General features: G+C 52.8%; 20 protein-coding genes. 14 read left to right on the forward strand and 6 right to left on the reverse strand.

The genetic code is table 11. The features are described from left to right. Positions 1-9 precede the first annotated feature (9 nt). Genes rplB through rplC form a run of 4 tightly spaced genes read right to left on the reverse strand, consistent with a single transcriptional unit; the run spans position 10 to position 2,470 of the window. On the reverse strand, positions 10-876 hold the full coding sequence (rplB, locus tag RHJ80_RS06255) for a 50S ribosomal protein L2 (RefSeq protein ID WP_302676458.1): 867 nt from the start codon (positions 874-876) through the stop codon (positions 10-12). 11 nt (positions 877-887) lie between these two features. Continuing rightward, a complete protein-coding gene (locus RHJ80_RS06260; RefSeq protein WP_206201513.1) occupies positions 888-1,190 on the reverse strand; it encodes a 50S ribosomal protein L23 in 303 nt (100 codons plus the stop codon). Next, complete coding sequence (gene rplD, locus RHJ80_RS06265; RefSeq protein ID WP_206201514.1) at positions 1,183-1,815, reverse strand: 50S ribosomal protein L4; 633 nt, start codon at positions 1,813-1,815, stop codon at positions 1,183-1,185. The genes RHJ80_RS06260 and rplD overlap by 8 nt, the downstream gene beginning before the upstream one ends. 16 nt (positions 1,816-1,831) lie before the next feature. Continuing rightward, on the reverse strand, positions 1,832-2,470 hold the full coding sequence (rplC, locus tag RHJ80_RS06270; RefSeq protein ID WP_310801670.1) for a 50S ribosomal protein L3: 639 nt from the start codon (positions 2,468-2,470) through the stop codon (positions 1,832-1,834). A gap of 367 nt (positions 2,471-2,837) precedes the next feature. On the opposite strand from rplC, the gene tgt reads away from it, so the two are divergent. The 7 genes from tgt (at position 2,838) to RHJ80_RS06305 (ending at position 8,390) form a co-directional block, all read left to right on the forward strand. Continuing rightward, positions 2,838-3,974, forward strand: a complete 1,137-nt coding sequence (tgt, locus tag RHJ80_RS06275) for a tRNA guanosine(34) transglycosylase Tgt (RefSeq protein WP_310801671.1) — start codon at positions 2,838-2,840, stop codon at positions 3,972-3,974. Then, entirely contained in the window at positions 3,958-4,431 is a 474-nt protein-coding gene (locus RHJ80_RS06280; RefSeq protein ID WP_310801672.1) for a DUF2752 domain-containing protein, read from the forward strand. The genes tgt and RHJ80_RS06280 overlap by 17 nt, the downstream gene beginning before the upstream one ends. 3 nt (positions 4,432-4,434) lie before the next feature. Then, complete coding sequence (locus RHJ80_RS06285; protein ID WP_310744961.1) at positions 4,435-5,406, forward strand: class I SAM-dependent methyltransferase; 972 nt, start codon at positions 4,435-4,437, stop codon at positions 5,404-5,406. An 86-nt stretch (positions 5,407-5,492) separates the two neighbouring features. Continuing rightward, entirely contained in the window at positions 5,493-5,924 is a 432-nt protein-coding gene (locus RHJ80_RS06290; protein ID WP_206201518.1) for a BLUF domain-containing protein, read from the forward strand. A 1-nt stretch (position 5,925) separates the two neighbouring features. Continuing rightward, positions 5,926-6,423: a DUF177 domain-containing protein gene (locus tag RHJ80_RS06295; protein WP_302679111.1), complete on the forward strand. Its 498-nt coding sequence runs from the start codon at positions 5,926-5,928 to the stop codon at positions 6,421-6,423. Continuing rightward, complete coding sequence (locus RHJ80_RS06300) at positions 6,420-7,919, forward strand: AAA family ATPase (RefSeq protein ID WP_310801673.1); 1,500 nt, start codon at positions 6,420-6,422, stop codon at positions 7,917-7,919. Before RHJ80_RS06295 ends, RHJ80_RS06300 begins: the two co-directional genes overlap by 4 nt. Before the next feature lie 3 nt (positions 7,920-7,922). Then, the gene (locus tag RHJ80_RS06305; RefSeq protein ID WP_206201520.1) at positions 7,923-8,390 is read left to right on the forward strand and encodes an SH3 domain-containing protein; all 468 of its coding nucleotides are present in this window, start codon (positions 7,923-7,925) and stop codon (positions 8,388-8,390) included. Between the two features lie 3 nt (positions 8,391-8,393). On the opposite strand, the gene RHJ80_RS06310 is transcribed toward RHJ80_RS06305, so the two are convergent. Further along, the gene (locus tag RHJ80_RS06310) at positions 8,394-8,828 is read right to left on the reverse strand and encodes a hypothetical protein (RefSeq protein ID WP_310801674.1); all 435 of its coding nucleotides are present in this window, start codon (positions 8,826-8,828) and stop codon (positions 8,394-8,396) included. A gap of 15 nt (positions 8,829-8,843) precedes the next feature. Here RHJ80_RS06310 and RHJ80_RS06315 point away from each other — a divergent pair, with 15 nt between their 5' ends. The 6 genes from RHJ80_RS06315 (at position 8,844) to RHJ80_RS06340 (ending at position 13,446) form a co-directional block, all read left to right on the forward strand. Then, the gene (locus RHJ80_RS06315; protein ID WP_302676450.1) at positions 8,844-8,969 is read left to right on the forward strand and encodes a hypothetical protein; all 126 of its coding nucleotides are present in this window, start codon (positions 8,844-8,846) and stop codon (positions 8,967-8,969) included. Between the two features lie 2 nt (positions 8,970-8,971). Beyond that, entirely contained in the window at positions 8,972-10,336 is a 1,365-nt protein-coding gene (gene murD / locus RHJ80_RS06320; protein WP_310801675.1) for a UDP-N-acetylmuramoyl-L-alanine--D-glutamate ligase, read from the forward strand. Then, positions 10,333-11,505 carry an AI-2E family transporter gene (locus RHJ80_RS06325; protein ID WP_225901677.1) on the forward strand — a complete coding sequence of 391 codons (1,173 nt, stop codon included), beginning with the start codon at positions 10,333-10,335 and terminating at the stop codon, positions 11,503-11,505. Before murD ends, RHJ80_RS06325 begins: the two co-directional genes overlap by 4 nt. A 4-nt stretch (positions 11,506-11,509) precedes the next feature. After that, a complete protein-coding gene (locus tag RHJ80_RS06330) occupies positions 11,510-12,187 on the forward strand; it encodes a hypothetical protein (protein ID WP_206201524.1) in 678 nt (225 codons plus the stop codon). Positions 12,188-12,189: 2 nt separating this feature from the next. Beyond that, complete coding sequence (locus RHJ80_RS06335; protein ID WP_206201525.1) at positions 12,190-12,990, forward strand: DUF1838 domain-containing protein; 801 nt, start codon at positions 12,190-12,192, stop codon at positions 12,988-12,990. A 303-nt stretch (positions 12,991-13,293) separates the two neighbouring features. After that, positions 13,294-13,446, forward strand: a complete 153-nt coding sequence (locus tag RHJ80_RS06340; RefSeq protein WP_310744237.1) for a hypothetical protein — start codon at positions 13,294-13,296, stop codon at positions 13,444-13,446. Positions 13,447-13,457: 11 nt separating this feature from the next. Here the strand turns inward: RHJ80_RS06340 and RHJ80_RS06345 are convergent, their stop codons facing one another. Then, positions 13,458-14,474 carry an aspartate-semialdehyde dehydrogenase gene (locus tag RHJ80_RS06345; RefSeq protein ID WP_310801676.1) on the reverse strand — a complete coding sequence of 339 codons (1,017 nt, stop codon included), beginning with the start codon at positions 14,472-14,474 and terminating at the stop codon, positions 13,458-13,460. 189 nt (positions 14,475-14,663) lie between these two features. Here RHJ80_RS06345 and RHJ80_RS06350 point away from each other — a divergent pair, with 189 nt between their 5' ends. Continuing rightward, positions 14,664-19,613 (forward strand): CHAT domain-containing protein, encoded by a 4,950-nt coding sequence (locus RHJ80_RS06350; protein WP_310801677.1) that lies wholly within the window; start codon positions 14,664-14,666, stop codon positions 19,611-19,613. Positions 19,614-19,620: the final 7 nt, after the last annotated feature.

A 19,620-nucleotide genomic window follows, 5' to 3' on the forward strand; every position in this document is an offset into this window, starting at 1 on the left:
CGCAAAAACCTAAGACTGACGACCACCGCGACCCCGCTTGGAAGACTTCTTACGACGCCGCACGATGAGAGCATCGCTGAGTTTTTTCTTCTTGCGAGTTTTGTAGCCAAGGGTGGGTTTACCCCAAGGCGTGACAGGCCCAGGACGACCAATGGGGGCGCGTCCTTCACCCCCACCGTGGGGGTGATCCACCGGGTTCATCACCGAACCGCGCACCTTCGGACGACGACCTTTCCAGCGATTGCGACCCGCTTTCCCTAAGCTGATGTTGTTGGCTTCAACATTCCCCACTTGGCCAATGGTGGCATAGCACTCCTTGCGGAAGAGCCGCACTTCACCCGAGGGAAGCTTGAGGGTGACCATATCCCCTTCTTTGGCCACTACTTGTGCCATCGCACCAGCAGCTCGCACCATTTGCGCACCGCGACCGGGGATAATTTCCACATTGTGCACACTGGTACCCAAGGGAATTTTGCCCAGAGGAAGGGAGTTACCCACTTCAATAGGGGCATCGGGACTGGCAATAACCTCGGTGCCGGGGGTCAAATCTCGAGGATGGATGATGTAGCGTTTCTCGCCATCGCGATAGTGGAGCAGAGCAATGCGGGCATTGCGGTTGGGATCGTACTCCACAGTTGCCACTTTGGCGGGGACATTGAGCTTGCTACTGCGGCGAAAATCCACAATACGATAGCGACGCTTGTGGCCACCCCCCCGCCGCCGACTGGTAATGACACCGCGATTGTTGCGGCCTTTGTCGCGCTTGAAGCCACGGGTCAGCGACTTTTCGGGCTTGTCGGTGGTAATTTCAGCAAAGTCAGAAACAGTTTTTTGGCGAACGCCGGGGGTGTAGGGTCGGTAAACGCGAATGCCCATGATCTACTCCGTTAAACTTCGGGGAAGAGAACGATCTTGCTGTCGGGGGCAAGGGTGACGATCGCCCGCTTGTAGCGAGGACGATGACCAACAAACCGACCCACACGGCGCTCTTTAGGGGGCAGATGATAGGTATTCACTGCCGTAACTTTGACGTTAAAGAGTTCTTCAATCGCAGCCTTGATTTGCGGTTTGGTGGCGCGCCGGTCCACATCGAAGCTGTATTGATTGTTTTCCAATAAAATCGTGGCCTTCTCTGTGATGATGGGGCGCTTGATGAGATCCGCAAGAGCGCGGGGTTGGACTTTAGTCACCGTACACCTCCTGAATTTTGGCGATCGCGCCAGTGGTGGCAACAATGCGATCGGCATAGAGTAAATCAAAAACATTCAATTGATCGGCACGCAGGAGTTTCAGGGTGGGCACATTTCGCGCCGAGAGTGCCACCATTTCGGCAATGTCTTCCACCAGTAGCAGCACCTTTTGCTCTGGCTCAATGCCCCAGCGTTGCAGCGCCGTCACCAGTTCCTTGGTTTTGGGACGGGGCAAGTGATCGGCAAAGTCTTGAACCACAATCAAGTCTTCAACACGGCTCATCAGGGCTGTGCGCAGGGCAAGCCGCCGCTCCTTACGATTCATTTTTTGGCTGTAGTCGCGGGGCTTAGGACCAAAGATCACACCGCCACCCCGCCAGAGGGGAGAACGAATCGAACCAGCACGGGCACGCCCTGTTCCTTTTTGCCGCCAAGGTTTGCGACCGCCGCCGCGCACTTCGGCACGGGTTTTGGTGGAAACGGTTCCCTGCCGAGCATTGGCTAACTGCCGCACAAGGGCACGATGAACAACATGACTGGCGGTTTCAGGTTTTGCCGTCGTTAGATCAAGGGTGGCTTCACCACTGTCGGCACCCTGCCAGTCTTTAACCACACATGCAACCATAACTACTCTCCAGCCCTTATTTGCGACCGACAACCTTGGCGGGGGTAATGCTCACCAGTGCCCCCGGTTTACCCGGTAGTGCCCCTTTGATCAGGATTAAGTTGCGCTCAGGATCAACGCGCACCACCTGCAACTTGCGAATGGTGACTGCCGTATTGCCCATGCGACCGGCCATCCGCTTGCCGGGGAAAACCCGACCTGGAGTGGTTCCTGCCCCAGTGGAACCGGGCAGACGGTGGTTTTTCGAGCCATGCGCCATTGGACCGCGCTTAAAATTGTGGCGTTTTTGATAGCCCGCAAAGCCTCGGCCAATGCTGGTGCCGTGGACATCCACAAGCTGCCCTGGACTAAAAATGTCAACAGTGATGGCCTGACCCAATTGATAGGCAGAGGCATCTTCGAGGCGAAATTCCCGCAGATGACGCATGGGGGGCGTTTGCGATTTGTTGAGGTGGCCGCGCTCGGGGCGACTCAGGTTTTTCTCCCGCACTTCGCCGTAGGCCACTTGAATGGCCGTGTAGCCGTCGGTTTGGGGGGTTTTGATTTGTGTGATCGGACACGGCCCCGCTTGTACCACCGTAATGGGGACAGATCGACCCGCCTCGTCAAAGATTTGGGTCATGCCCAACTTTGTCCCTAAAATACCAACTGTCACGATCGCGTTCCTTAAAAATACGAATCACAACAAAACAGCGAGAGGCAGCCCGTAGGCTACACCTCGGCAGATTCCTACAGTTAGGAATGGTGGATTGACCCAGCAGTTACACGGTCAAGACGATGACGCTCAAGGCGCATCCATCGTTGATCAAGGACAGGCGCAGGTAAAGATGGCAAGGCTATGATTGCAAGTTGCGAACACGCTGCCACCCTTGGATCAGTGGAACCAAGGACTTAAGGGGGTTGAGGCGATCGCGCCCACTCAGTATCCGTTTTTGGTCACAAGTTTTAATCATAGATCAGCGATTGTGGGTTTGTCTAGGCATTTGGTAACATTTTTTACGCCTTCTTGTGGATCCAGCAGCGTGTTTGAATTTGTCTGCCAGCAGGACTGTGCCCATACCCAAGCGCGGGCAGGCCTGTTTCACACCCCCCATGGCGCAGTGGCAACGCCGCGTTTTATGCCCGTGGGTACTTTAGCGAATGTGAAAACCCTCACCCCAGAACACCTCAAGGCGGCGGGCGCTCAAATGGTTTTGGCCAACACCTACCATTTGCACCTGCAACCGGGGGAAGACATTGTGGCCGCAGCGGGGGGGCTGCACCGTTTTATGGGCTGGTCAGGGCCAATTCTCACGGATTCGGGGGGGTTTCAGGTCTTTAGCCTCAGTGAAATGCGGCAAATTTCCGATCAGGGGGTGGTGTTTCGTTCACCCCACGATGGTCAAATCATTGAACTGTCACCCGAGCGGGCGATCGCCATTCAAGAGGCCTTGGGGGCAGATGTGATCATGGCCTTTGATGAGTGCCCCCCCTATCCTGCGAGCCGGCAGGCAGTGATCCAAGCGACGCAACGCACCCTGCATTGGCTAGAGCGCTGCATTTCTGCAAAGCAACGATCCGATCAAGCCCTCTTTGCCATTGTGCAAGGGGGAGTGTATGCCGATCTGCGGCGAGAATGTGCTGCGGCGATGCTGCCCTATGACCTGCCGGGCTATGCCATTGGTGGCGTGAGTGTGGGGGAACCCAACAGTGCCATGCATGAAATTGTGGCGGTGACGGCTCCCCTCTTGCCTGCCCATAAGCCACGTTATTTGATGGGGGTGGGAACTCACTTAGAAATGTTGCGGGCGATCGCTGCCGGGGTCGATCTCTTTGACTGTGTGATTCCCACCCGCTTGGCCCGCCACGGCTGTGCCATTGTCCAAGGGCAGCGCTGGAACCTAAAAAATGCTCGCTTTCGCCGCGATTATGAACCCTTGGATCCCACCTGTCCCTGCTATACCTGCACCACCTTTAGCCGAGCTTACCTAAGTCATTTAGTGCGTGCCAAGGAGCTACTGGCCTACACCTTACTCTCGATTCATAATGTGACGGAACTGATTCGGTTCACCCAAGCAGCACGCCAAGCCATTTTAGAGGAGCGATTTGTGGCGTTTGCGGCAGAATGGGAGCAGCGACTGTTGGTGAATGCCGAGGAACCGGATGCTGCGCTTCTCTGATGCCGTTTTATCGAAACAGGAACGCTTGAGCCGCTGGGGCTTTTTGGGACTGACCACAGCACCTTTAGTGGGAGCGGCACTCTTTAACCATACGGGGACGCCGCCTTTTTTACTGTGTCCCTTTCGGGCAACAACGGGCATTCCCTGTCCAGGCTGCGGTCTGACCCGTTCCTTTATGGCGATCGCTCGCGGCAATGTTGAAGATGCCCTGAGAATGCATCTCTTTGGCCCTGTGCTCTTTCTCGCATTTACGGTGATGGCGGTTTTTATAGGCCTAGAGCTGAAAACTGGCCGGCGATTGCAGCACACCCCCTTTCGCTACATCAATGAACGCATTCAAAACTGGTGGTGGCTAGGGGTGATTTATCTTGGCTACTATGGCCTGCGACTGTACAGCCTATTTCACACCGGGGAATTTTATATCAATCCCCTAAAAAACATCTTTCTGAGGAGTTAATCAATGACTATCTCCATTCATTACGTTGATCCCAAGACGAAAGCACCACTTAGAAAGGATCATACTGCGTACTATAGTGAGACGGGTTCTGTTTATCCAATTGTTAATCAGATTCCTAGATTTGTAGATTCAAGCCAAAACTACACCCAAAGTTTTGGTCTGCAATGGAATAAGTTCTCAAAAACACAAATAGATGATACAGATCAAAAACAATCTGAAACTCGATTCTTTGCAACAACACAATGGAAACCTGAGGAGCTTGCTGGCAAAAGTATTTTAGAAGCCGGTTCTGGTGCAGGTAGATTTACACGGGTTATCCTAGAAAAAACGTCTGCTTATCTTTGGAGTTTTGATTATTCAGAGGCGGTTGAGGCAAATTGGCAAAATAATTCTGATATTGCTGGCGGAAGATTACACCTATTTCAGGCGAGCATCTATGACATCCCTTTGCCTGAAGCCTCTTTTGATAAGGTATTTTGTTTTGGGGTTCTACAACATACACCTGACTTTGAAGAATCTGTAAAAAATCTGATTAAATACGCAAAAATCGGTGCTGAGATTGTGGTTGATTTCTATCCGATTAAAGGTTTTTGGACAAAAATACACGCAAAATATCTTTTAAGACCCTTGACAAAAAAGATGTCACACCAAGCTCTGTTGAATTTAATTGAGAAGAATATCGATGGTTTAATTACGTTATTTGATTTTTTAGTGAAAGTTAAACTAGGCGTACTGACTCGATTTTTACCAATTGTTGATCTACGAACAATTCCTAGTACTGTGGATCAGCAAAAACGCCGTGAATGGGCAATTTTAGACACCTTTGATATGTTCTCGCCGGAGTATGACAATCCCCAAAGAATAAAAGATGTTGCTGCTATGTTTGAACGTCACGGCGCTAAGGTTACTTTTGCCGGATTTGTCAAATCAAGTGCTGGCACTAGCGCAGTGGTCAGAGGCGTTCGCGAAACTTAAAGTAAAGATCACGGGAGTCGTCTTTAGCAAGGGTCCCTTTCATGGGATATTGAAATCGGTTGTGTGCGATCGAGAACCGGAGATCCATGAGATTACATCGCTTGCTTTATCTCAGTTGTGCCACAGATGGCCTGTCCTACCCAGACCTGCGGGATATTATGGCCAAGTCAGAGGTGAACAATCTCCGCGATGGCATTACGGGAATACTGTGCTACGGCAACGGCATGTTTCTGCAAACCCTAGAGGGCGATCGCCAGAAAGTGAGTGAAACCTACGCCCGCATCCTCAAGGATCCCCGCCACCACAGCGCTGAGATTATTGAATTCAAAGCGATCGCAGAGCGCACCTTCATCAATTGGTCAATGCGTCTGGTGCAGTTGGGCGAGATGGACAGTGATAAAATTCGGTACCTGCGGTTAAAATACTCACCAGCAGCAACCTTTCAGCCCACCTCAATGACGGCTGAGCAATGTTTTCACTTCCTCAAAGAACTCTATGAAATGAGCCAAGGAACTTAGTGTGAGCGATGCCCACTGGCTAAGTATTCCCGATCTACTGCGGCTGCCCGCCCAGACCTATGAGTGGCGGGTTGATACCGATTTTCCAGACTTGGCAACGCTAACTCCCGTGCAAGGAATGGTGACTGCCAGTCACCGCCACACCTACTTAGAAGTCAGCGCCAGTGTGCAGACAATTGTCACCCTCTCTTGCGATCGCTGTTTGCAGTACTATAACCATCGCTTGGTGTGTACCACTACGGAACTCATTTGGCTTGCAGAAACCCCAGCCAGTCAGCCCGACGATGATCTGGTGGAAACCTTGCCCGCCAACGGTCGCATTGATCTTGCGGATTGGCTCTACCAGCAACTCTGCCTTGCCCTGCCCTACCCCCAATACTGTGACCCCAATTGTGGCGGTATTCACCCCCCTGTCCCTGCGGATCCCCCCATTGATCACCGCTGGGCAATGCTTGCGCAACTACAATCGGTTCTGGAGCGTTCGGAACCATCGCCGTGAGTGCTCAGTCTGACCTTGAACTGTTGCTGCGGGCACGCTATCCCCTGTTGTATGTGGCCACAACAGAGGAAGAACGCCTTGAGGCAACACTGCACACAATTAGCGATCGCCTGAATCAGCGCCCCATCTACATTTGGGATTTTGTGGAGGGGTATCAGGGCAATCCCAATGATCTGGGGGTCGCCAAGCGCAATCCCCTCAGTGCCCTTGAATTTGTTGAAAAACTACCGCCACCGGCAGCGGCCATGATTCTGCTGCGAGATTTTCACCGCTTTATTGAGGATGTAGCGGTCTCTCGCAAACTGCGTAACCTCGCGCGGCAACTCAAGTCCCAGCCCAAAAACCTGATCCTGCTGGCTCCGACGGTGCAGTTGCCCCCGGAACTGCGGGATGTGATTACCGTTGTGGAGTTCCCTTTGCCCCAACGGGAGGAAATTCGCCTTGAACTGGTGAAGCTCTGTCAAAGCCTCGGCAACATTCCCGCAGAACCCATTCTCGATGAGTTGATCCGCGCCTGTCAGGGCTTGACCCTAGAGCGGATTCGCCGCGTCATTGGTCGGATCATTGCCCTCCACGGTGTGCTGGACGGCAGCCATGTGGATCTGGTCTTGGAGGAAAAGCGGCAGATCCTGCGGCAAACCCAAATTCTCGAGTTTTACCCCACCCAAGAAACCATTGCCGACATTGGTGGTCTTGATAACCTCAAGGAGTGGTTGCTGCGGCGCGGCGGTGCTTTTTCCGAGCGGGCACGGCGCTATGGGCTGCCCTATCCGCGGGGGGTGCTGCTAGTGGGAATTCAGGGCACCGGTAAATCCCTAGTGGCAAAGGCGATCGCCCACCAATGGCACTTGCCGCTGTTGCGATTGGATGTGGGGCGACTCTTTGGCGGCCTCGTGGGGGAATCCGAAGCACGTACCCGCGAGATGATTCAAATTGCTGAAGCCCTAGCCCCCTGCGTCCTCTGGATTGATGAGATGGATAAAGCCTTTGCGGGCATTGATGGCCGAGGGGATGGCGGTACCAGTAGCCGTGTTTTTGGCACGATTATCACTTGGCTAGCGGAGAAAACCTCTGCTGTTTTTGTTGTGGCCACTGCCAACAATGTGCAGGTCTTGCCCCCGGAACTGCTGCGTAAGGGTCGCTTTGATGAAATCTTTTTTGTCGGACTACCCAATGTGGATGAGCGGCGAGCGATTTTTGAAGTGCACCTCAGTCGTGTGCGGCGCGATCGCCTGCAAAACTATGATTTAGAGCGGTTGGCCTACGAAACCATTGACTTTTCTGGGGCTGAAATTGAGCAGTGTATCATTGAGGCAATGCACCTTGCCTTTAGCCAAGACCGCGACTTTACCACCGAAGATCTGCTGCACGCGGCCAGTGAGATTATCCCCTTGGCACGCACCGCCCGTGAGCAAGTGCACCAATTACAAGAATGGGCGGCCTCCGGGCGGGCACGGTTTGCCTCACGAATCCTGTCTCCCCCCACAGGGCGTTAGATCATGAAACCAGTGGTGCGTGTGCTGCAATGGCTCCTAGGAACCTTTTTGGGTTTAGGTCTGATTACCCTTGTGGCCGCTGCTATCATTACACCCCTCGTCTTTAACTTGCTCTGGCCACCCCCCCGCCCCGAGGTCGAAGCACAAAATTCGCCACCGCCTACGCCACCAGAGTCGTCACCGAATTCCCCCTCACCCCCTCCTGAACCAACCCCGACCCCCTCACCGCAGCCAAACTCTGAAGGGCGGGTGATCTATGGCGATGGTTTACGGTTGCGCGATCGCCCCAGTCGCGAGGCAAATGCCCTAGGTGGTGTGGCCTTTGATGAAGTGGTGACGATCCTAGAGCGCAGTGAGGATGGGGAATGGCTGAAGATTCGCACCGCCAACAATCTTGAAGGCTGGGTACTGGCCTTTGGTGTGCAGGAAACAACAGCTCAATCCCCCACCTCCAGTGAGACGCCCCAGTAGGCGCTATTGGGAAAATTCCTGCATTTGCTGAAACGAACGGTACTCGCGATCGCCACTCAGCCATTCCACGAGCGTGATTTTCACCCGCCCCCCCGCATTGGGAGTTGCCAGAAACTCCGCCTCTCCTTCGCTATTAATCACGCGATTGCGCAACTGGGTGGCGCCAGCTTCGAGCAACCGTTGACTGACTGGATCGTAGATTTCATAGTAAATCTGGACATTACGCACTGGTGTCGCTGTTTCATTGCGCACGCGCCCCGTCAGGCGGTGGTACCAGACACCCGCAATATTCTCGCTCTGCAATTGGACATCGGTGACGCGCACCACTTTGGGCGCTTCGCGACGGCGGGCGATCGCGGGCATGTCATCAAGAGATACGAACCCGACACTAGTCGTCAACAGCAGACCGCAGAGCCAAATTGTGCGTAAGCTAGGCATTGTTCTCTACCCGGTGTGACAATAATAGAGTCTAAGACGCAACATTTAGCGGGAGCGATCGGCCTCATTGGCCTTGAGGATACCACCTTAGTGACCGCTGCCCCGAGTCTGTACCTGCTGGATTGGATTCACCCCACTTAACTATGCCAACTGTTCATGTGATTGGTCTTGGTCGCTCTGGCATCGCTGCTGCCCGTTTACTGAAACGTCAAGGCTGGCAAGTGGAGGTGAGTGATAGTCGTCAAACCCCTGCCCTACAATCCCAGCAGCAACTCCTAGAAGCCGAAGGCATTGCTGTTCAACTCAACTACGACTTTGATTTACAAACCCTCGCCAGTGTGGGTCTGCGTGTCCCAGCGGAAATTGTCATTAGTCCCGGTGTCCCTTGGCAGTCTCCTGCTCTGATTGCCGCTCGCCAAGCGGGCATCCCCGTTCGGGGGGAAGTGGAAATTGCTTGGCAGACCCTCGCCCATCTGCCGTGGGTATGTATTACGGGCACCAATGGCAAAACAACGACCACCGCACTCACTGCCGCCATTTTTCAAGCAGCGGGGTACAATGCTCCCGCCTGTGGCAATATCGGCAATAGTATTTGCGAAGTGGCTTTGACCGCTAGCGCCCTTGATTGGGTGATTGCTGAGATCAGTAGCTATCAATTAGAGTCTAGCCCCCCCCTGCAACCCCAATTTGCCCTTTGGACAACCCTCACACCAGATCACTTGGAACGCCACGGCACCCTCGACGCTTATGTCGAAACCAAAGCTCACCTCATGAATGGTGCGAAACAGGCGATCCTCAATGGGGATGATCCCTACCTGCGTCAGCACATGGTGAATCGTTGGCCGCAAGCTTGGTGGATCAGTACCCAAGGGGCGGCAGCCCTACCCAAGGGGATTGAACAGGGCATCTATATTGCTAAGGATCAAGTGTGGTTTCAAGATCAACCCCTGCTGCCCACCCATGTCCTGCAAATGCCGGGTCAACACAATCAGCAAAACTTTCTTCTAGCCGTGGCAACGGCCCATTTAGCCGGTATTCCTGCCGAAACAATTGCCAAAGCGGTGGCAGGGTTTGCCGGTGTGCCCCATCGTCTAGAGCGGATTCGCCAATGGCGACAGGTGGAGTGGATCAACGACAGTAAGGCCACCAATTATGACGCCGCCGAAATTGGGCTGCGTTCTGTGACAGGGCCAGTGATTCTCATTGCCGGTGGACAGGCCAAAAAGGGGGACGATCGCGCTTGGCTCAAGCTGATTCAGGAGAAAGCCGCTTGGGTGCTCTTAATTGGTGAAGCAGCACCGCAGTTTGCGCAGCGCTTAGAAGCCACGGGCTTTACAAATTATGAGATCATGGAGACACTGGATCGGGCGGTGGCGGCGGCTGCTGAACTGGTGACCCAGTACTCGATCAAAACCGTTCTCTTTTCCCCTGCCTGTGCCAGCTTTGACCAGTACCAGAATTTTGAAGAACGTGGTGATCACTTTCGTCAACTGTGCTTAGAGCTATGAGCCAATCTGCGGCCTCGGGTCACTGGTGGAATCGCCTCTCCATTGCCAGTCGGTTTCTGATTATTGGCTTGGCAGGGCCTATCCTGACGCTGAATTTCTGGGCCTTTGCGACCATTCTCAAGTTTTTTGGGCCGCTGGTGGCGGTTCTGGTGCTGGCTTCCCTGTTTGCCTTTTTGCTGAACTATCCGGTGCGCTGGATGGAGGAGCAGGGAAATCCGCGAGGCCCCTCAGCCATTTTCGTCTTTCTGCTGGCCTTGGTACTGATTGCCATTATTGGCTTGGTGGTGGTACCCAATGTCTTTAATCAGGCACAACAGCTCATTGCCCGCTTGCCCGAATGGTTTAACTCCAGCCAACGGCGACTCTTGGAATTTGGCCAGTGGGTGGACTCCCTGAACCTGCCGGTGACGGTGGATGTGGATGCCCTTGCCAACCAACTCTTGGAAAAACTCAAGGATCAACTCCAAAGCTTGGCCCGTGAGGCTTTGAATTTAATCTTGGGCACCCTCAGCAGTGCGGTGGATGTGCTCATTAATCTGATTTTGACCGTTGTGCTCACGTTTTATTTGCTGCAGCATGGGGATGAATTGTGGGATGGCCTCCTCAGTTGGTTGCCAGATACGCTCCGCCCCACGGTTTCAGAAACGATACGCCGCAGTTTTGAGAGTTATTTCATTGGTCAGTTGGTGCTGGGGCTGTGCATGGGGATTGGCTTGACGACGATTTTCATTTTCCTCAAGGTGCCCTATGGACTGCTCTTTGGTGTCATTATTGGCGTGATGGCCTTGGTGCCCTTTGGCGGTACGGTGGGGATTATTTCAATTAGTTTGCTCGTCGCCCTTCAGGATGTGTGGTTGTCCCTCAAGGTGGCGGGATTTGCGTTTCTCTATCAGCAGTTTTTGGAGAATGTGGTTGCCCCTCGGATCATCGGTAGCTTTACGGGCTTAAATCCAGTCTGGGTTTTCTTGGCGATCCTGACTGGGGCTAGGGCTTCGGGGTTAGTCGGGGTTCTCATTGCGGTTCCGATCGCGGTAGTGATTAAAACGTTCTTGGTGAGTGTGCGATCGCGCCTCAATGCCGAGGATGTGGAGGAGACGGTCGCGTTGCCCAATAATCCACCCCCCTTGCCCCCTGTCTCTTCGTCAATGAAACCATCCTCAGTGGAGTAGAACGATGCTACGTGCCCTTCAACCCGGAGTTCTCACCTCCCTTGTGCTGATCAGTACCACAGCTGCCATTACCCTAGTCACGGCTTTTATTGGCTACCACCTAGGGCGAGAGTCATTGCGCGGTGTATCCCAGCCCGTCGTGAATCCGATTCTGGGCAGTGCCGTGAATGCCAATGATCAAACCCAAGGGGAGCGATCGCCCATTCTTGACGAGGCACAGATCATTGCCCAAACCAAAGCCCGCATTGCCGAAATGACTGAAGGTGCCAGCGATCGCGAGATTGTGCCTGCCCCCACCACTGCCAATGACCCCCCAGCAGCGGAACCGGCGACGAGTCGGACACTGCCCATCGTTGCTGAGGATAAGGGGGTGCGCCTAGAAATTAGCCATGTGGATACCATTGGCCAAGATTTAGCCCTGCACGTCAGCTTGAAAAACGACAGTAGCCAAGGGGTGCAGTTTATCTACACCTTTCTTGAAATCAAAAATGATAAAGGTACCCTTTTGAGTGCCCTCACCGAAGGCCTACCCACGGAATTACCCCCCGGTAGTGATCTGGTCAAAGGCACAATTTTGATTCCCAAAAGCCTCCTTGACAATGCAAAAACCTTGACCCTGCGCCTTGCCAGCTATCCGAATCAGGATGTGCAATTGCAGGCTGCCCATATTCCTGTGGAGTAGCCATGCCCGCCGCTGAATTTGTTCAAAAATGGTTGAGTGCTCGCGATTGGGTGCGGGTACGGGCAGATTTGACGGGCAAGACCACGTTTATGGCGTGGCAGGGAGCGGTGTATAGTTTTGTTCCCCAAGAGCGTCGCCGTCACCTCTTCAACATTGTTGGCATGAGTGCCGCTCGCTGTTTGCCCCATCCCGAGGGCGGGTGGTATTTTCTCTCCCGTGAATTGACGTTTTATCTGGATCCAGAAAAGCAATCCCTGTGCGATCGCTGGCACAATCCTTGGACAGAGGACGTGGTTCCCGTGATTCCCGTTGCTAATGATCCCGTGCAGGGGCTATTTCGCCGTGAGGTGCCTGCCCAAGTCAGTGAGCGAACCACTACGTTTCAGTTTGATCTATTTCCCTACTATGACAATCCCCTTGCGGGTGAGGAACGGTTTCAGGCCTACAGCCCCCAGCCGATCTACCAAGCGGCAGAACTCTTTAAGCTAACGGTGGCCACCGCCGATTTACAACAAGATACGGAGACGATTGCCGATGTCCATTTGTGTTGGAGTCGGATTGGGCCTTGGTTGCCTTGGATGAAGATGGGCGATCGCCCCGGTTATCTCATCTACAGTGCGACTGGCTGCAAAGCCCTGACCGTCGAAGACTTGCCCTCCCTCCTACAAGACCAATTAGAGCGACTGCCCCAATACCGTGAAGCCCCCACTGAATACCGCGAGGGTGCTGATATGACCTCTTGGCTGTATTTTCAGGAGCACTTTGAAGCCTATTTGGAGGGTGCACTGTTTCCAGTGACTTGATGAATACCAACCTGTTCCTATTCCCGTGGGGGCAGGCTAAAAAGCGGCAACTCGGTAAACTGTGGTTCTACAGGACGGGGTGAACGGGGGGTTGTTGGCGGAGCATGCGTTGACTGGGAATTTCGACGCGAAAGTGATCTCCCTCCAGAGAAATGGGAGCGCCAAAATTGCTCGCTGGCTTACTCATCGGGGATGCTACTGATACACGTCGTCGTGGGAGAGATTCAACTCTAGCTCTTTGGTAGTCTGCCCGACACCCTTGAGGACGAATGGATTGACAACATCGAGGAACTCGCAGACCTGATGGACAAGTACCTCCACCTACGCCAAGAAGCCCGCAATGCTTTTGAATTGCGCTATGAACGCCATGTCAGCGACGATCCCGATCAGTGGCGCAACTGTGCGCGGGTAGTGGCACGGCAGGACATTCTCAATGTACTCAGTCAACCGTGGTAAGCTCTTTGGGCTTAGAGGAGTCCTTGGTCAATCAGAGATTCAGCAATTTGCACTGCATTCAAGGCTGCCCCCTTGCGAATTTGATCGCCACACAGCCACAGTTCAAGGGCATTGGGTTCAGAAATATCTTGGCGCAGCCGCCCCACTAGCACTGGGTCTTTACCTGTGGCCTCTAGGGGCATGGGGAAATAATTGCGCTGCCAATCTTCAACAAACTGGACGCCTGCGGCCTGTTGCAGGCGATCGCGCGCCTCTTGCAGCGGAAAAGGCTCAAAGAACTCAACATTCAACGCTTCCGAATGGGCACGCAGTACAGGGACGCGCACACAGGTGGCCGTTAGCCGCAACTCTGGGGCATGGAAAATTTTGCGGGTCTCATTGACCATCTTCATCTCCTCTTGGCAGTAGCCCTGCTCATTGAGGGGAGAATTGTGGGGAAAGAGGTTAAAGGCCAAGGGATAGGGAAAGGCTTCTGTGCGTGGTGGTTGCCCCTTGAGAATATCGAGGGCTTGATCCTTGAGTTCTTGCATGGCCTTTGCCCCCGCCCCACTGGCAGACTGGTAGGTAGCCGCCACAATTCGCCGAATCGGTCGCACCTGATGCAAGGGCCATAGCGCAACCGTCATCAAAATCGTCGTGCAGTTGGGATTGGCAATGATGCCTTGGTGGGTTTTTAGATCTTCAGGGTTGACTTCGGGCACCACTAAGGGGACGTTGGGATCCATGCGATAGGCACTGGAATTATCAATAGCGATCGCTCCCCCTTGAATGGCGATCGGTAGCCACTGCCGTGACACACTTGCCCCCGCCGAAGCCAAAATCAAATCCAGTCCCTTGAGGGTCTCCTCACTCACCGCCTGCACGGGCAGCACTGTCTCACCAAAAGAAAGGGTTTGACCGGCGGAGCGGGGCGAAGCCAACAGCCGCAACTCTGCCACTGGAAACGAGCGTTCCGCCAAAATGGCCAAAATTTCCGTGCCAACCGCACCTGTCGCTCCTAAAATGCCAACCCGTAATCCCTGTGCCAACGTTATTACTCCTAGGAAGATAAGCTCATTTTACGATCGTCGGGGATTGAGAAATTAAGAAAGCGTAGCATTTTGGAAATTTTACTGCCATATCTATAATGGCTATAGCCAATTTCCACCACAGCCTCTGCACTCCCCCACAAGAGTCGCCAGCGGCAGGACTCGATAAATCATCTGGAGGCTGGGATCATGAAAACTCTCCAACAGTACCTATTTTCCATCACCTTAGTCTTTTGGGGACTGTTGAGTGGCAACGTTTACAGCCAGATTACCCCAGCCACCAATGGCACTGGTACCACCGTCATCCAAAATGGTCAACAGATTGATATTGGTGGTGGCAGCCTATCGGGGAATGGCCAAAACCTCTTTCACCTGTTCCGTGACTTCAATATCAGTAACGGCCAAGTTGCCAACTTTCTCTCTAATCCGCAAATTCGCAACATTCTTGCGGGGGTCAATGGTGGCAACGCCAGTTACATCAATGGCTTGATTCAAATTACGGGTGGCAACAGTAACCTTTATCTGCTCAACCCTGCGGGAATTGTCTTTGGCCCCAATGCCCGTTTGAATCTCCCCGCTGCCTTCCATGCTTCTACCGCTCAACGGGTGCTGTTTGAGGGAGGGACCTTTGATGTCAATGGCCAGAATCTCTATCAATCCCTCAATGGTCAGCCCACAGGTTTTGAATTTCTGAGTAAAGGCCTCATCATCAATGAAGGTGAGCTGAGGGTGGGTCGTGGTCAAACCCTCAGCCTAATGGCACACCAAGTGATCAATACGGGTACACTCGCAGCCCCTGCAGGAAATATCCACATTGCGGCTGTACCTGAAACAGGAATGGTGCGCGTCTCCCAAGAGGGAATGCTGCTCAGCCTTGAGATTCCTCAAGAGCGACTACCGACTGGGGGAGCGATCGCTGCCGTGGACTTACCCAGCTTACTCACTGGCAATGGTTCACAACCTGTCAACAGCGTCATTCAAAATCCCGACGGCACAATTCGCCTTGTCCATGACCCCAACAAAATTCCCACCACAACGAACACCGCCGTCATCAGTGGCAGCCTTTCCGTCGCCAATCCCATCGGTATGGGTGGCCAAATCACGATCACTGGTCAAAATATCGCCCTCATCAATGCCAACTTAACCGCCTCTGGTCAACTCGGGGGTGGCACGATTCTCTTGGGGGGCGATTACCTAGGGGGCACCACTGGCACTAACCGCTTGCATAGCAGTTTCAATGCCCAGAATCTCTTTATCAACAGCGGCAGTGTGATTGCAGCGGATGCCTTCAATCAAGGCAATGGTGGCACTGTCATTGCATGGGCAGATAACAGCACCCAATTTGCCGGCACGATCAGCGCACGCGGCGGGCAACTTAGCGGTAATGGCGGCTTTGTGGAAACCTCTGGGCGAGAATTACTCAGCGTTCGGGGAACAGTAGATGCCAGTGCAGTCAAGGGTCAGCCCGGTACATGGCTCCTTGATCCACGAAATGTCACCATTTCTAACTCCCCTACGAGTGGCGGGAGTTTCTCTGGGAGCAATCCTGATGTCTTTACCCCCACCACTGATGATGCTTTTGTTGTGAATACTGCCATTGAAGCTGCTCTGAATCTCGGCACTAGCGTCATCATCACAACTGGTGATACTGGAACCCAAGCAGGGGATATTTCTGTACTTGCCTCGATTACCAAAATAGGCGGCGGCGATGCCTCCCTAACCTTGCAAGCTGCAAATAACATTCTTGTTGCCGATGACATTCGCTCAGAAGCAGGCCGACTGAATATCATTCTCCATGCCGATGCCGATAACAGTGGTGCAGGAGCAATTAGATTAGACTCAGTTACACTCATTACCAATGGTGGCAATATTATTTTGGGGGGTGGCTCTAATCCCTTCACCAGTCCAGCAATCGGTGTCAGCACTGCTGGGGTTAATATCGGAAACTCTACTCTCAATGCAGATGGCGGCCATATTAGGATTCATGGCAGCGGTGCAACAACTGATGGCCAAGAAGGGGTGCTGATCGGTGGGAGTTCAATCCTCACCTCAGGGTCTGGAGAGATCACCATTCTAGGGACAGGTAGTTCTAGTGTTTATAGCCCTGTGGATGGTATCTCGATTCAAAACTCCTCCATCAGCGCCGAAGCTGGCAATCTGACCTTAACGGGTACTGGGGGCAACGTCTCCGAAGGAGTTTCCAACGTTGGCATCCATCTTGAAGAGTCAGGAATTCGAACCACGACTGGAAATATTACCCTGACGGGTACTGGTGGTACGGGCTTTGCCTTCAACCAAGGAGGTATTCTGAGTCGCTTCACAAGTATTACCAGTCAAAGTGGTGACATTATCCTGAGAGGTACAGGGGGTGAATTCGGTGCTGGTCTTGGCTTTAGGGCAGCAACTGACACAGAGTACTCTGCTGAGGTCAGAACGGCTGGAAATGGGAAGATTCTCATCGAAGGTCGCGCCACTGACGGCAATCCTGGTCTGGTCATGGAAGTCTCTGACGCCCTGACATTAGCTGTTCAAGATGGCATGCTCACATTAGCAGCTCAGGGGGGGATTGAAGTCTCGGGTGATTTTCCCTCTCTGCTAGATATCCATAGTGCCGGGGCAGGCCGCCTTGTCTTTCAACCGATTGATGCGCATACTCCCGTCGGCATTGGCGATGGTGCAACGGGTAACTTAATCATTGATCAGTCTCTCCTCAACCAAATCACGGGTGGATTTTCTTTGGTGACCATTGGTCACCCTAATGGTACTGGTCTCATTGATGTTCGTCCCTTCAGCCTCAACTACAATCTTGCGCTGCAAACCCCCGGCGTAAGTTCCCTAGGTATTCAGTTCAATGGCTCTGGCACGACGAATCTCAATGGTCGCAATCTCACACTCAATAGCGGTGGCGGCGTTACTCAGGGCAGCCATGTCATTTCTGCGGGAACGCTGCAACTTCTTGGACAGGGGACTTTCACCCTCAACAATGTCAACAATAGGTTTCAAACACTCTCAGGCAATGTCAGTGGAAATGTGAACTTGAGTCATCAAGGTGCCCTAGGTATCGTTAGTTTCAACAATGGTGTCAATGGCCTCACCACTGGCATCAATACCAACGGCAATACCCTAATCCTCAGCTTAAACAGTGGGAACCTAACGCAAAGTGCACCGATTCGAGCAGGCAACTTGGGTTTAACTTTACAAAATGGCAGTGCAATCCTAACCAACCCCAATAACCAAGTGGGGATCCTAGCTGCTGAGTTGAACAGTGCGAGTGATTTGCAATTTGTCAATAACAGTACCCTTACCGTTGGCAGTGTTAACCCAACAGGCATTACAGGGCGCAACATTTTCCTACAAACACTAACAGGCGATATTGTTCTCAATGCGCCAATTTCTGCCGTTGGGACTGGGGATGCGATTGTCCTTGCTGCCGAAAATAACTTTATTAACAACTATGGCTCTAGTGTCTTTAGTACCCCCAATGGTCGCTGGCTAGTTTATTCGACTGACCCGAATCTCAATATCAACGGCGGCCTCACAGGTTCAGAGCAATTCAACACCACCTATCCTGAGCTTGCCCTATTTTCTGGTTCTGGGTTTCTCTATCGGGTTTCTCAAGCACCGCCAACTCCACCCACGGAGCCATCCACACCGCCAACACCGCCAACTCCACCCACGGAGCCGTCCACACCACCAACACCTCCAGAACCCCAAACTCAAGAGAATCTGGGTCGGATTTTATTGGGAGAGGAGATACAAGGCACTCAACTGCCCCAGAATACCGCTCAAGTCATTTACTTCCCCGGAGTTGAGATCATTCGTCAGCAAATCAGTACGGCTTTTGATCAGGGAGACTACAACAGTGCGATCAAACTGCTTCAGCAGCTTTATTCCTTTGAGTTTAGTGAGTACTTTGATGAATTTTTCAGCACTCCTAGTCAAGAGGGACTACAGTTCCTTGACATTGAGCAAATCAAGGAATTATTGGGGCGTATGGCTGAAGAAACAGGTCAAAAACCTGCCCTGAGCTATGTCTTTTGGCGACCTGAACAACTAGATATATTTATCATCACACCGGAAGGGGAACCGATTTACCAACCCGTTCGAGTGCCCCAAGAAGCAGTGCGCCGCGTCATTGCTGCTTTTAATCGTGAGGTGCGAGACCCAACGAAAACCAATAGTGAATCCTATCTACCCTTTGCGCAGCAGCTCTACCAATGGATCATGGGCGGCATTGATGCTGAATTGCAAAATCGAGGCATTAATACACTGGTTTTTGCCCTTGATCAGGGGTTGCGGAGTGTGCCGATCGCTGCTCTGCACACGGGGTCAAATCTTATTTCCTCGACGGTCAGCGATAGTCCAATCGGTCGTAATGGTCAGTTTCTAGTGGAACGCTATAATCTGGGTCTCATTCCCAGTATCAACTTGGTGGATACCCGCTACCAGCCGTTGCAAAATGCTTCTGTACTGGCAATGGGTGCCTCTCAGTTCACAAAGCAAAGTCCTTTGCCAGCGGTTCCCATCGAGCTGCAAACCATTACGCAACTGGTAGGACGAGGGCAAGTATTCCTCAATGAAGCTTTTACGGTCTCAAACTTGGAAACCCAGCGGCGGCGCAGTCTCTATCCTATCCTACACTTAGCGACCCATGGTGAATTTAATGCGGGTAAGCCACAAAATTCCTATATTCAGTTTTGGGATAGCCAGCTTTCAATGGCTCAAGTGCGGCAGTTGCACTTATTCCGGCCACCCACAGAGCTAATGACGCTGAGTGCCTGTCGTACAGCGGTAGGAGATACCAATGCAGAACTTGGGTTTGCTGGACTGTCACTCCAAGCGGGTGTAAAGAGTTCGGTTGCTAGCCTTTGGTATGTCAGTGATGAAGGGACACTGGCTTTGATGACGGCATTTTATGGACAGTTGAGAACTGCTCCGATTAAAGCAGAGGCCTTGCGACAGGCGCAGCTTGCCCTGATCCATCAGCAGGTTGTGATTGAAGAGAATCACCTGCGCAGTGCTGGGGTGCGGGGAGGGCTTTCAATTCCTTTGCCCCAAGAAGTTCAAACTGGGGGTGGGCGTCAACTTTCCCATCCCTATTTTTGGGCAGGATTTACGATGATTGGCAGCCCTTGGTAGCCCTAGG

This window comes from Thermosynechococcus sp. QS41 (assembly GCF_031583515.1).
In the GTDB taxonomy this organism is placed as follows: Bacteria; Cyanobacteriota; Cyanobacteriia; order Thermosynechococcales; family Thermosynechococcaceae; genus Thermosynechococcus.